This window comes from Parafilimonas terrae (assembly GCF_900115755.1).
Taxonomy (GTDB): domain Bacteria; phylum Bacteroidota; class Bacteroidia; order Chitinophagales; family Chitinophagaceae; genus Parafilimonas; species Parafilimonas terrae.
The window spans coordinates 320,276-333,045 of sequence record NZ_FOXQ01000006.1 but is presented as its reverse complement, the minus strand read 5'-3'; the positions used below and the strand labels follow the sequence as shown (position 1 = coordinate 333,045).

At 39.3% G+C, this 12,770-nt stretch carries 11 protein-coding genes, 1 tRNA gene and 1 pseudogene; 9 read left to right on the top strand and 4 right to left on the bottom strand.

The window, feature by feature from the left end; all coding sequences use genetic code 11:
- Positions 1 to 1,385, bottom strand: a 1,385-nt coding sequence (locus BM015_RS12360; protein WP_218148488.1) for an Eco57I restriction-modification methylase domain-containing protein, incomplete at its 3' end; no start/stop codon positions are given.
- 18 nt (positions 1,386 to 1,403) lie between these two features.
- Between BM015_RS12360 and BM015_RS21590 the strand changes: the two genes are divergently transcribed.
- Both BM015_RS21590 and BM015_RS22070 read left to right on the top strand, forming a co-directional pair.
- Complete coding sequence (locus BM015_RS21590; protein WP_177191893.1) at positions 1,404 to 1,571, top strand: hypothetical protein; 168 nt, start codon at positions 1,404 to 1,406, stop codon at positions 1,569 to 1,571.
- Between the two features lie 197 nt (positions 1,572 to 1,768).
- A pseudogene (locus BM015_RS22070) lies at positions 1,769 to 2,551 on the top strand (recombinase family protein); the annotation flags it as partial.
- Between the two features lie 727 nt (positions 2,552 to 3,278).
- Here BM015_RS22070 and BM015_RS12345 read toward each other — a convergent pair.
- Positions 3,279 to 3,353, bottom strand: a tRNA-Arg gene (locus BM015_RS12345).
- Positions 3,354 to 3,436: 83 nt separating this feature from the next.
- Between BM015_RS12345 and BM015_RS12340 the strand changes: the two genes are divergently transcribed.
- The gene (locus tag BM015_RS12340) at positions 3,437 to 3,799 is read left to right on the top strand and encodes a CoA-binding protein (RefSeq protein WP_090658772.1); all 363 of its coding nucleotides are present in this window, start codon (positions 3,437 to 3,439) and stop codon (positions 3,797 to 3,799) included.
- Between the two features lie 339 nt (positions 3,800 to 4,138).
- Complete coding sequence (locus BM015_RS12335; protein WP_090658770.1) at positions 4,139 to 5,557, top strand: MATE family efflux transporter; 1,419 nt, start codon at positions 4,139 to 4,141, stop codon at positions 5,555 to 5,557.
- 348 nt (positions 5,558 to 5,905) lie between these two features.
- Here BM015_RS12335 and BM015_RS12330 read toward each other — a convergent pair whose 3' ends face one another.
- Positions 5,906 to 6,694, bottom strand: a complete 789-nt coding sequence (locus BM015_RS12330; protein ID WP_245751391.1) for an alpha/beta fold hydrolase — start codon at positions 6,692 to 6,694, stop codon at positions 5,906 to 5,908.
- Between the two features lie 196 nt (positions 6,695 to 6,890).
- Between BM015_RS12330 and BM015_RS12325 the strand changes: the two genes are divergently transcribed.
- From BM015_RS12325 to BM015_RS12310, 4 genes are all read left to right on the top strand, one after another.
- Positions 6,891 to 8,582, top strand: a complete 1,692-nt coding sequence (locus BM015_RS12325; protein ID WP_090658766.1) for a S8 family serine peptidase — start codon at positions 6,891 to 6,893, stop codon at positions 8,580 to 8,582.
- A gap of 2 nt (positions 8,583 to 8,584) precedes the next feature.
- On the top strand, positions 8,585 to 9,097 hold the full coding sequence (locus BM015_RS12320) for a DinB family protein (RefSeq protein ID WP_177191892.1): 513 nt from the start codon (positions 8,585 to 8,587) through the stop codon (positions 9,095 to 9,097).
- A 201-nt stretch (positions 9,098 to 9,298) separates the two neighbouring features.
- Positions 9,299 to 10,762, top strand: a complete 1,464-nt coding sequence (locus BM015_RS12315; RefSeq protein WP_090658762.1) for a glycine--tRNA ligase — start codon at positions 9,299 to 9,301, stop codon at positions 10,760 to 10,762.
- Between the two features lie 90 nt (positions 10,763 to 10,852).
- Positions 10,853 to 11,068, top strand: a complete 216-nt coding sequence (locus BM015_RS12310) for a hypothetical protein (protein ID WP_090658760.1) — start codon at positions 10,853 to 10,855, stop codon at positions 11,066 to 11,068.
- Here the strand turns inward: BM015_RS12310 and BM015_RS12305 are convergent.
- A complete protein-coding gene (locus tag BM015_RS12305; protein WP_090658758.1) occupies positions 11,065 to 11,793 on the bottom strand; it encodes a ferredoxin--NADP reductase in 729 nt (242 codons plus the stop codon). The two genes, BM015_RS12310 and BM015_RS12305, sit on opposite strands and share 4 nt — an antisense overlap.
- 215 nt (positions 11,794 to 12,008) lie before the next feature.
- On the opposite strand from BM015_RS12305, the gene BM015_RS12300 reads away from it, so the two are divergent.
- Positions 12,009 to 12,755, top strand: a complete 747-nt coding sequence (locus tag BM015_RS12300) for a DeoR/GlpR family DNA-binding transcription regulator (protein WP_090658756.1) — start codon at positions 12,009 to 12,011, stop codon at positions 12,753 to 12,755.
- Positions 12,756 to 12,770 lie beyond the last annotated feature (15 nt).

The following is a 12,770-nucleotide window of genomic DNA, read 5'->3' as shown; positions in this document are numbered from 1 at the left end:
GTCAATTTAGGCTGGCCAAAGGTGGTCAATATACTTTGGCGATACCTGGTCAGCTTAAACCGGCGAAGAGTGGTCAATTTTGCCGACGCCTCCACTATACCATCTATTTCAGCTTTTGTTTTATTGCGTTCTTCCTCATCAATCATTACTGACTTTTCATTCCATTTGGTCTTCATTATTTCTTCCCACAATTCAGCAAATTCGTCAGTTGTGCAAATAAGACTTGCAACTCTTTCAACAATTAATCTGAAAGCCTTATCTGAATGCTTGATTCTTGGAATTGGTAATTGATATAAAAAATAAAAGGATAAGTTAGTATTGATACTTTGCCTCAAAATGTAGTCAATACAAAACGAATTAAAAAAGCCGAGCAGGTAAAGTATTTCAATATCGCTGATTAAACTTTTAGTCTCATTAAATGGTTTTACATACCCTAAGTTGTCGTAAAACAACCTGTCTTTTGGAGCTATTGTAGCAATGAAAGTCCTTTCATTTGTCGATGCAGACTGCCTTCTGAAGCAAAGTCTATAGTAGTCTGAGGGAAATTTTTTATTGAATACCAGGCTATTTTCTTTGTTGAATTTCGATACATCAATAAACAAATTGAAATCAGAAAAAGAATTTGAAAATTGGTGAATATTTTTCCCTTCGTACAATGGGAAATAATTTTTACGAACTGTATCTGTAATATATTTCCTGTCAGTTGTATTATTTACCTCTCTTGTAAACTCAACATTCCAAGTGTGATCAATTTTCTCACCTAACATCGGAAACTTTAAAACCTTTTCCATTATGGAAAAGCTAATAGCATCTTTGATCTCCATAATAGATAAACTATCTGGAGCCTGTCTGGTAATAAAATCAACTGATATAGGAAGCAAGACTGATTTATCATTTAAAAAACTTTCAATTTCGCTTTTACCGATTGCTTCTCTCGGATTAATCTTAAATACTGAATGAATTTTTTCAGTTTTGCCTCCTTTTCTAAATGATAGTAAGCAAAATCTGAAACCGTGATGGACAGTTTCAAATAAGAACTTCTCATTTGATAGACTTATTAGTTGTTCAACACTACAATTGGAATACAACAGAGCTCTTAATTGTTTACTTCCCAAATCACTATAAACTCCTGATGGAATAATAATCCCGCAATAGCCACCATCTTTGAGTAGATTATAGGATTGCTCTAAAAATAGCTTGTAAAGGTTTATATCAGATCCCGCCTTCTTACCATTTACAATAGAAATCTGATTAGCATATTGTTTTGCTTTTCTATAGTACTGACTAATATGTGGAAACTTATTTAAATAAGTCAGCCAAGCACTTCTAATATCAGAATCTTCAAGCAATTCTTCCTGATGTGTTTCAAAGTCATCTAAAGACATTTTTTTCTTAATGGGCAGATGGAAAAGTTTGAAGGTGTACAACGTCTGAAAGCTAAGAAACGGATTGAAGAAATTATGAGGGAGCATAACTACCAGGACATACAAATTCAGGAAGAAGATGGCGAAATAACTGCCATCTTTCAAACGATAAAAAAGAAGTTTACAAAAGGGAGCAACCCTAAGTAATTGCGTTTTGCTTAAATGACCGGAGCAACCGGCGTGAGAGCCATGCAATTTTAAATGCTAAGTATTGAAAAGTGCAGGAAGATTCTTGCACAGAAAGGCGGTTCTTATAAGCCTGAGCAAATTAAACGAATAAGAGAGTTCTTATACCAGTTGGCAGAACTTGATTATTTACACTTCACTTCTAAAACAAATGAACGATGCGTAACGCAATCATCTACACCCGTGTCTCAACCGATGAACAGGAAGAAAAAGGGTACAGCCTGCGGGACCAAAAAGCAAGACTTGAAAAGTATTGCAGCGAAAAAGGTTTTGAAGTAATAAAGCACTATGAGGACGGGCATTCTGCCAAAACTTTTGAGCGACCTGAGTTTATAAAGCTGTTGAGCTTTGTGAAAAGCAATAAGGGGTTTATTCAAAAACTGTTTGTTGTTAAGTGGGATAGGTTTTCAAGAGACATGGCAGGTGCTTTGGCTATGATAAACACATTGAAGAAATATGGTGTGGAAGTAGAAGCTATCGAACAACCTCTCGATGATGATATTCCTGAAAACCTCTTAATGAAAGCAATCTACCTGGCTACACCACAGGTGGAAAATGCAAGGCGTTCCCTCAATACAAAAAATGGAATGCGTAAAGCATTAAAAGAAGGTCGGTGGATGGCGACAGCTCCCTTTGGTTATAAAAATAACCGGGACAACAAGAACAGACCTGTTATTACTCTCAAAGATGATAAAGCAGCTTTGGTGAAAGAGGCTTTTGAATTATACGCAACAGGCGTATATGAAAAAGAAGAACTAAGAAAGAAACTAAAGCCGAGGGGAATGAGTCTTTCTAAAAACAGCTTTTCAGAAATGCTGCGTAACCCGGTATATTGTGGTAAAATCCGTGTACCTGAATATAAAGATGAACCGGAAGAAATAGTTGATGGCTTACACAAAGCAATCATCAGCGAAGAGATATTTTACAAAGTACAGGAAGTTGCCACTAAGAGAAAGCAAAAGAAGGCAAAGCCTTCAAAGCAAATTGAGGAACTGCACTTACGTGGTAACCTTGTTTGCAGCAAATGCGGCAAAAACTTAACAGGGAGTGCTTCAAAAGGAAATGGCGGCAGGTACTTCTATTATCACTGCCAACCTGGTTGCAATGAAAGATACCGTGCTGAAACTGCACACAGCCATTTTTCTCAATGGTTAGCACAAATAAGTTTCCGTTCTGAAGTAGCTTCTTTATATCTCGCCATCATGGAGGATGTGTTTAAGACAAGGGAAGGCGACCGGAATAAGGAAATTACGAAGCTACAAGGCGAACAAGCTGAGAAAAGGGAAATGATTACAAAGGCAGGCATTAAGCTGGTAAATGATGATCTGGACAAACATACTTTCCGCCGTATTAAAGAGCAACTGGATAATGAATTAAACGGAATTAGTGCCAGGATTAACGACTTGCAGCATATAGAAAGCGGCTTTTCAAAGTATAGCCGATATGGAATGTCTTTGTTAAGCAACCTTTCTCATTACTACGAAACTGCCAATTTGGAAGTAAAGCAAAAGATGCTTGGTTTGATATTTCCTGAGAAACTTGAATTTGTTGAGGGTGAATATCGAACCAAAGAAGCCAATGAGATACTCATGCTTTTATGCAATAGTGGCAAGGGTTACAGAGGATGGAGAAAAGAAAAGGCTTCCAATAATGGAAGCCAGTCCTGTATGGTAGCCCCGACAGGAATCGAACCTGTATCTAAAGTTTAGGAAACTTCTATTCTATCCATTGAACTACAGGGCCATTATTTGGCGCAAATGTAAAGGTTTAACAACAAAATCTTTCATCAAACATTTCGGACTTTTACAATATTTATAATTTGCAGTATGAATAAAAAAACTGTTGTATTAGGCGCCTCTCCAAATCCCGCACGTTATAGCAATCTTGCAACCGGCAGGCTGGCAGCGCATGGGCACACCGTAATACCAATCGGCAAAAGAAAAGGACGGATAAATGATATTGATATAGTAAATGAAACGATTAACGTTGAAGATGTGGATACGGTAACGCTTTACCTGAATGCACAGAATCAAAAACAGTATTACGATTATATTCTTTCGCTGCATCCTAAAAGGATCATATTTAATCCCGGTGCTGAAAACGAAGAACTGGCTAAGCTTGCGCTTGAAAATAATATACAGCCAATGCAGGCCTGCACATTGGTTTTACTAAGTACTAATCAATATTAATTGAACAACTTACTTATATAGATTATCACAATAGTATTTCAATAATAAAAAGAATCTAAAAAAATTCTTAAAAAAAGTTTGTGGGCAGTAAAAATACCCGCAACTTCGCGTCTCTTAAAAAAAATTGAACAGTGAAAATGTTATGCTCTTATATACAAAAGGATGATACCCGCGGAATAAATTTCGTCCCGGTAGATTATCCGATTGCGGGCATGGCAGCTTATTTCAGCTAACCACAACTGTTACTAACTGACTATAACAGCCCCGCTATCAACGGGGTTTTTTATTGCCCGCACGTTTTTGAATTTCAGTATAGCAAAAATGTAAAACCAAATTAAAATGTTGAAACGACTAACCTATAAGTCAAAAGAATTTCTAACACTTGCCGTCAGTTCTATCAAAGGGGTAGAGATGGATTATACGCAAGGCAGTTTACGCAAAGCGATTATTATGCTGGCCATACCTATGATACTTGAAATGAGTATGGAAAGCGTGTTTGCATTGGTAGATTTATTTTTTGTAGGGCATTTGCCTGATGCCGAGCACACATTGCAATCTGTAAGTTTAACCGAATCAGTTCTTTCAATAATATATTCAATTGCTTTCGGTTTAAGCATGGCCGCAACAGCGGTAGTATCAAGGCGGACAGGAGAGAAGAATGCTGATGAAGCAGCACATTCAGCAGTTCAGTCATTATGGCTTGCATGTTCAATAGCCATCATATTAAGCATACTGGGTGTTGTATTTGCTGACGATGTTTTACGTGCTATGGGCGCTGATGAAAAAACGGTAGCTATAGGTACTGCCTTTGCCCGCATTGATATGGGAAGCGCTGTAATTATCATGCTGCTTTTTCTTATCAACGGCATATTTCGCGGCGCCGGCGATGCATCAATGGCCATGAAGAGTTTGTGGCTTGCAAATATTTTCAATATCATTCTCTGCCCGGTGCTTATTCGCGGTTTTGGCCCGATTCCCGCACTTGGATTAACAGGTGCGGCTATTGCAACCACAGCAGGAAGGGGCATTGGAGTTTGTTACCAGTTATACCATTTATTTAAAGGCGATGGCATTATTAAAATACAGCGCAAACATTTTAATGTTGACTGGTCAATTCTTAAGTCACTTATCAATATTGCAGCGCCTGCAGTGTTCCAGTTTATCATTGCTTCATGCAGTTGGGTGGTATTGGCAAGGCTGGTAGCAGATACCGGCCATAGCGTAACATCGGCAGGTTATCAAACAGCACTAAGGGTGGTTGTGTTTTTCATACTGCCTGCATGGGGATTGAGTAATGCCGCTGCAACATTGGTTGGCCAAAACCTTGGTGCAAAACAGTTGCAGCGTGCAGAAGAGAGTGTTATAAAAACAGCAAAATATAATGGTGTGTTTATGGGGCTTGTATCATTAATATTCCTGTTAGGCGCCTATCCTGTTATTAGCTTTTTTACCAACGATGAGGCGGTAAAGGAAATTGCTGTAAAAGCATTGCGCATCATGGCCTCAGGTTATATATTTTATGGCATAGGCATGGTAATGGCAAATGCTTTCAACGGCGCCGGAGATAGCTGGACGCCAACGTGGATAAACCTTGCAGGTTTTTGGTTTTTCCAGATACCATTGGCCTACCTGCTTACTTTATATTTCGGTTTCGGGCCAACCGGCGTGTTTGTATCCATACCTGTAGCTGAAACATTAATCACGATTGTTGCCTGGTATTTTTTCAGGCGCGGTGGATGGAAAAAAGTAAAGGTTTAAACCACGGCTTTGGGCAGTTTTTCTCCGGCGGGTTGAAATCTTTAAATAAATATGCAGGAAGGGTTTAGTATGCTGACTGTACTAAACCTTCCTGTGTTTAAAACCGGGATATTTATTAAAACCATGGAAGTTTAAACAGCGAAAATGTTTTATAAAACAGCGAGAATAATCGGAAAAACAGCGAGAATTATCAATAAAGCAGCGAAATGGATCAAATAAACAGCGGGAATAATCGAAAAAACAGCGAAAAGATTGCGTTAAACAGCGAGAAATAGCAGGAAAACAGCGAAAAAAATGCATTCGCTAATATTAAAACGGCACTATTTCCCATCCTCTAATGCCAGGTGTTCAATCATTCTTCTTCAAAAAGGCCATCACGGCTGCAGCAAATTCAGGCGTTGAAGCTGCGTGGTTGTGATCGCCGGGTGTAACTGCTGTTGTTGCATTAGGAAAGAAAGAAGCCAGTTCATCTGCATTGCCGTTATCAACATCACTGTCCCCATGAATAACCAATACCGGCGTTTTAATCTTTGATAAAATTTCTTTAGATGTAGATGGCTGGTATTTTTGAAGCAATGCAAGCGCCTCCTGGTCTAATCCTGCTTTCTGCACATTTTGAACCATTGCATGCAGCGAAGCCACTGTATCAAATGCCAGGGCATGATAAAACTGTATGCGCCGCGGCCAGTCGGGATTGGTAAAGTCTGAGCCCATCCCACCCATTACCGCCTTATGCAGGTTTTTATCCAATGCCAGCAATCTTGCTGTTATAATAGAGCCTCTCGAATAACCCACCACATCGTATTTATTTATGTGAAGATGTTTTAATAACAGCATTAAATCTTTTGCTTCAGCATCGTTATTATATGCGGCATCGGTATGTGGTTTGTCAGACTTCCCGTTGCCCCGCAGATCAACTAATATCACTTTCTTCCCCGCTGCAATAAGGCTGTCATATAAAGCTGCATGCCGCCAGGAATTGCTGTTTACAATAAAGCCATGTACCAGTAAAACAGGGAAGCCATTGCCCCGCACTTCATAATAAATTTTTGTATTGTCAAACGATTTAAAATAGCCTGAATCAACTGGTATTATTTGTGCCTGCAGGTTTGTATTTAAAATAAATAAACCCGCCATTATTAACATTAGAACGTTAAGATTCCTGTGCATTTTTTTGTATTAAATATGATTAAATAACCGGGCAACTCCTTTTTGGTATTCCTTCACATATCAGCCATTAACTTTACTAATAGTTTCCTAAATTGCCTTTCTTTAAAAATTTACTCTTTATCTGTTAAAGATATTTGTCGTCTCAAAAAAATCAAGTTTTATTATGCGTTTATCGAGTGCTATTGTGTTGCTGGTTTTTGTTTGCTGCAGTTTTTCAGTTAACGCCCAAAACAGTGTTAACCGTATCAATACGAAAATATGGTATCAGCAGGATTCTGCCGCTGATTTTATGGATGGCATAAGCCTTAATAAAGCTTACGAGCTTTTGAAAGGAAAAAAATCCACGCCTGTAATAGTTGCGGTGATTGATACAGGCGTTGACACAACGCATGAAGACCTTAAGAAAATTCTTTGGGTGAATAAAAAAGAAATTCCGGGCAATGGTATTGATGACGATAACAATGGGTACGTAGATGATATTCACGGATGGAATTTTCTTGGTAATAAAAATGGCGATAATCTTACCAAAACTTCTGATGAACGTTCCCGTGTTTATTATGCTTACCGCGATAGATATGAAGGAAAGAATATTGATACAGCAAATTTAAGCGCCGATGAAAAATGGATATATACAGAATGGAAAAAGGCTGCCGCCGATATGACCATTTCCACCGATGAACAAATGGAAGTGATGATGCTGGAAGCATTAGATAAAAGCCTGCGCAAGCAAGATGCTATTTTGCAGCAGGAGCTTGGTAAAAAAGAATATTCTATCAGCGATCTTGAACATAGCCAGATAGCCAGTATTTCAGGCAAGCAGGCCAAAACAAGCTACATGAATATTTTAAAAATTGTGCAAACAGACAGCACCACTACCAATGTAAGCCTGCTGGCCGACCTTGAAGAATACCTTGATGGTAAAAAGAGTTCGTTGCAAAACAAAACAACAGCGCCGCCTGATTACCGTGCAGAATCAATAAAAGATAATTATTACGATATAAATGATAAATACTATGGTAACAGCGATGTTATGGCAAACGATCCGGATCACGGCACACATGTAACCGGAATAATTGGTGCGCAGCGAGACAACAAAATTGGTGTGGATGGTATTGCAGATAATGTGCAGGTAATGATGGTTCGGGCTTTGCCTCCCGGTGGCGATGAATATGATAAAGATGTGGCGCTGGCCATAAAATATGCAGTTGATAATGGCGCAAAAGTGATTAATATGAGTTTTGGTAAAAGTTTTTCGCCGCAGAAGAAATGGGTGGATGAAGCGGTGAAATATGCTGAAGACCACGACGTATTGCTGGTGCATGCAGCGGGTAATGAATCTAATAATATTGATTCGGTTGATAACTTTCCCAATCCGGATTTTCTTAACACCACAACTGCACCGGATAATTTTATAACAGTTGGCGCTTATGGCGATCCTAAAATTAATAACGGTAAATTCATAGCTTATTTCAGTAATTATGGCAAGGGCACGGTTGATATTTTTGCGCCCGGTGTAAAAATTTATTCAACATTACCGCATAGCTATGGTTATCACGATGGCACCAGCATGGCTTCACCGGTTGTTACGGGAGTTGCGGCATTGCTGCGCTCTTATTATCCGCAGTTAACGGCGGCGCAAATAAAATATGCGTTAACCGGTTCTGCCACACATTTAGGTACAGTAAATAAGCCTTTAAAGGACGATAATTCAACAGATGAGTCAATTGAAATGAGCGAACTTACCAGCGGCGGCTTACTAAATGCAGCTGCGGCTGTAAAGCTGGCTTCCACCTTAAAACCTGAAGCGAAAAAAGTAAACAGCAAACCTTTGCAGAATAACCTTGAAAAAAAATGATCATGGCAAGACCACAGGCTAACGAATCAGCAGCTTATTATCACAAATATATTGCGCTGGCAGAAGGCAGTTCAGTAACTGAACTGGTAAACAATTATGCCTTTGATATACAGGAGTTCTATAATAATCTGCCTGAAAGCAAGGCGGATTTTGCCTATGCAGAAAATAAATGGACGGTAAAACAGGTATTGCAGCACCTTGCGGATGCGGAACGCGTTTTTGCTTACCGGGCCTTGCGCATAAGCCGCGGCGATGCAACGCCACTGGCTTCCTTTGATGAAAATACTTATGTTGAAAATGGTTTTGCAGAAGACAGAAGCCTGTCTTCGCTTAAGCAGGAATTTAATTCGGTTCGCGCTGCCACTGATATATTCCTGTTAGCTCTAAATGAAGACCAGGTTAAGCGTATGGGCACGGCTTCCAATAATGCGGTTTCGGTAAATGCCCTTGCTTATATTATTTACGGCCATCTTTTACATCACCGCAATATTTTGCAGGAACGTTATGGTGTTTAGTCCCTTCAATTTAGAAAGATACCTGTATTTTCAGGATTTTCGTTTTATTGTGCAACGGCTGTTTAAACTCCTAAGCCTCAAAAATATATGGCTGAATAAAAACCGGAAACCTGCCAACCGGATGAACCCATAAGCCGGTGAACTTGTACATATTCAGCAAAAAACCTTAAACTTTAATATATTTGCGCCCATTTTATCGTTATGAGCGTACAGCAAGACAACCGTTTCCAGGCAATAATTTCCCATGCTAAAGAATATGGATTTGTATTCCCTTCCAGCGAGATATATGATGGTTTGAGCGCTGTTTACGATTATGGCCCGTATGGTAGCGAGTTGAAAAAGAACATCCGGGATTACTGGTGGAAAAGCATGACGCAGATGCATGAAAACATTGTGGGTATTGATGCTGCTATCTTTATGCATCCAACCACCTGGAAAGCCAGCGGCCACGTGGATAGTTTCAGCGACCCGATGATTGATAACAAAGACAGTAAGAAACGTTATCGCGTAGATCATCTCATTGAAGCGCATGCCGATAAATTAAAAGAAGAGGGTAAAGAAGACCTGGCTAACTCTATTTTAAAAAAATTGGAAGAGCTGGATGCAAAAGGCGATTTGGCGGGTTTGAAAAAGCTGATTGATGATAATAAAATCGTTTGCTCCATAAGTGGTACTTCCAACTGGACTGATATACGCCAATTCAACCTCATGTTCAAAACGGAGTTTGGGGCGGTTGCCAGCGATAATCCTGATGATAATATTGTTTACCTGCGGCCTGAAACCGCACAGGGTATCTTCGTGAACTTTTTGAACGTACAAAAAACGTCAAGGCTTAAAATCCCCTTTGGTATTGCACAAACCGGCAAGGCTTTCCGCAATGAAATTGTTGCCCGCCAGTTCATTTTCCGCATGCGCGAATTTGAGCAGATGGAAATGCAGTTCTTTATTCGTCCCGGCACACAAAAAGAATGGTATGAATACTGGAAAGAAGAAAGGCTGAAATGGCATTTAAGCCTCGGCATTCCGGCAGAAAAATACCGTTATCATAACCATACCAAACTGGCGCATTACGCTGATGCCGCTTTGGATATTGAGTATGAATTCCCCATTGGTTTTAAGGAGGTTGAAGGCATACATTCAAGAACAGATTTTGATTTAAGCCAGCATCAAAAATACAGTGGTAAAAAACTTACCTATTTTGATAATGAGCTTAACCAGCATTACATTCCTTACGTAATTGAAACTTCCATTGGCTTAGACAGGATGTTTTTACTCATCTTAAGCCATGCATACCAGGAAGAAAAATGGGTAAAGGAAGATGGTAAAGAAGATAGCCGCGTGGTATTGCGCATTCCGGCCAAAATTGCCCCGGTTAAATTAGCGGTATTGCCGCTGGTGAAGAAAGACGGCTTGCCGGAAATTGCGAGAAGCATTATTACCGAATGCACACCTTACTTTAAATGTTTTTACGAAGAAAAAGATACGATAGGCAAACGTTACCGCAGGCAGGATGCAGTGGGAACCCCTTTTTGCGTTACGGTAGATCACCAGACAAAAGAAGATGGAACCGTTACAATAAGATACAGGGATACTATGAAACAGGAGAGGATACCCGTAAAAGAAATCAAAGACAAATTACTGGATTTGTTAATTTTCAGTGCATAACTGAAGCTAACGCAGTAAACTATTTTATAACCTGATCCGTATAAATACGGAATAACTATTTGCGTTTTTGAAAACCAATAATATAGATCTATGATATCATTAGCAGTTGCCGCGGTTGTGGCATTTTGCCTGGGTTTATTGTATAAAAAGGCAATGGTAACCAAGCAAAAAAAGAGAATACTTCGCCTTGAAGATGAAATGCTTTCTAATCATTCAACCATATTAGGCCTTGAAAAAAAGATAGCTGAACTTCAGAAAGAAAGTGAAAATTATAAGCCAACTGACCGCAATCTAAAAATCTCCTAACCATACAGTTCCAGGTGTATAGATTTTTTATCATATCCCATTGAAAGGATATTTTGTTTTGCTTCATCAATCATATTTTTCCATCCGCATAAATAGAAATCAGCATTGGGCTTTTGTGCATTAAGAATGTCCTGGTAAATACCGTGCACATAACCATGCCTTATTGTTTCATTCTCTTTATCTTCCCTGGAATAAGAGGGCAGGTAATAAAAGTTGCTAAGTACCTGGCTGGCAGCCTTCATTTCCTCGCCGTATAAACTATCGCATAATTTACGGCAGCCGAAAATGAGGTAGATATTTTTATGTTCAAGGTTATGCAGTTGAATGTAATTTATCATTGAGCGGAAAGGGGCGATGCCCGTTCCGGTACAAATAAAAAACAGGTCCTTATCTATCTGTTCAGGTAAGGTAAAAACACCCTGCGGCCCGCGCACAGGAACTTCAGTTCCAATTGTAACTTCGTTAAAGAGATAATGCGTGCCTGCCCCGCCTTCCAGCAATACAATAACCAACTCTATTATATTCGTTCCATCGGGGTGCGAAGCAATGGAATAGCTTCTCCAGCGTTTAACAGGCTTATCGCCAATCGGCAAATCGAGCGTTACAAACTGGCCGGGTTTAAAATTAAAAACCGGGAGCTCCGGTATCTCAATCCAAAAACGCAGTACAGCTTCATTAATTTTTTCAATCCTGGTAAACCGGCCTGTTCTCCAAGGTTCTGGCATAGCAAAATTTTAAGGTAAGATACAATTCAAAGTTTTTAAAAGCAAGTATTTATGTTTTTTTTCAGAATCAAAAAGCATTGGCGCCTTTGATGAAAGGTTGATTTAATAAAAGCGGTTATTTGCGGTTTTTGTAAAGTATTTATGCACATTTTTGCGGGTATTTGCATTTTAACTATGATTTCCTTCTATATTCGTTAACGAAACGAAAGCTTGCTATGCTTAAAAGGGAAAGGCAATCATTAATACTGCATGAGGTGAACCTGCACAATAAGGTGTTATCTGTTGATTTAAGTAAAAGGATCAATGTTTCTGATGACACTATTCGCCGCGATCTGCACGAGTTATCAAAATCCGGGAAAATTATAAAAGTGCATGGAGGCGCCTTATCGCCGTCATTTTATAATTCACATTCAACACCCAAAAGCATTTATGCTTACGAGGAAAAGAAAATAATTGCAGAAAAAGCCGTGCGGCTCATAAAAGATGGAATGTTTGTTCATTCCAGCGGCGGTACCACCATAATTGAAATGGCGAGAATATTACCGCATAACCTGCATGCCACTTTTATATCCGGCAGCATACCTGTATTGTCTGAATATATCCTTCATCCAAATATAGAAGTAATAGTGGTTGGCGATAAGGTTTCAAAAAGCTCCATGATAACCGTGGGCCCGGATGCTATCTCCAAAATAAAGGAACTGAGGGCAGATTTGTGTTTTTTGGGTGTAAACGCCATTAATACCACCGGCGTATCAGATAACGATTGGGAAGTGGCGCAGGTAAAAAAAGTAATGATAGAATCATCAGATAAACAGGTTTGCTTAACCATTTCAGAAAAGCTCAACACAAGGCAGCCTGTACATATTTGCGGTCTCGACAGGATTGATATGCTTATAACCGAATTATCTCCTGATGATGAGAAACTCAAGCCTTATAAGGATGCGGGAATCAAAGTCTTGTAATTTTTTAAGTGAACT

Coding starts and splice junctions, on each gene's coding strand:
- BM015_RS12340 (WP_090658772.1), top strand. CDS start 3,437: ATGAATAAAAAAACTGTTGTATTAGGCGCCTCTCCAAATCCCGCACGT.
- BM015_RS12315 (WP_090658762.1), top strand. CDS start 9,299: ATGAGCGTACAGCAAGACAACCGTTTCCAGGCAATAATTTCCCATGCT.
- BM015_RS12310 (WP_090658760.1), top strand. CDS start 10,853: ATGATATCATTAGCAGTTGCCGCGGTTGTGGCATTTTGCCTGGGTTTA.
- BM015_RS12305 (WP_090658758.1), bottom strand. CDS start 11,793: ATGCCAGAACCTTGGAGAACAGGCCGGTTTACCAGGATTGAAAAAATT.
- BM015_RS12330 (WP_245751391.1), bottom strand. CDS start 6,694: ATGGCGGGTTTATTTATTTTAAATACAAACCTGCAGGCACAAATAATA.
- BM015_RS12335 (WP_090658770.1), top strand. CDS start 4,139: ATGTTGAAACGACTAACCTATAAGTCAAAAGAATTTCTAACACTTGCC.
- BM015_RS12320 (WP_177191892.1), top strand. CDS start 8,585: ATGGCAAGACCACAGGCTAACGAATCAGCAGCTTATTATCACAAATAT.
- BM015_RS12325 (WP_090658766.1), top strand. CDS start 6,891: ATGCGTTTATCGAGTGCTATTGTGTTGCTGGTTTTTGTTTGCTGCAGT.
- BM015_RS12300 (WP_090658756.1), top strand. CDS start 12,009: ATGCTTAAAAGGGAAAGGCAATCATTAATACTGCATGAGGTGAACCTG.
- BM015_RS21590 (WP_177191893.1), top strand. CDS start 1,404: ATGGAAAAGTTTGAAGGTGTACAACGTCTGAAAGCTAAGAAACGGATT.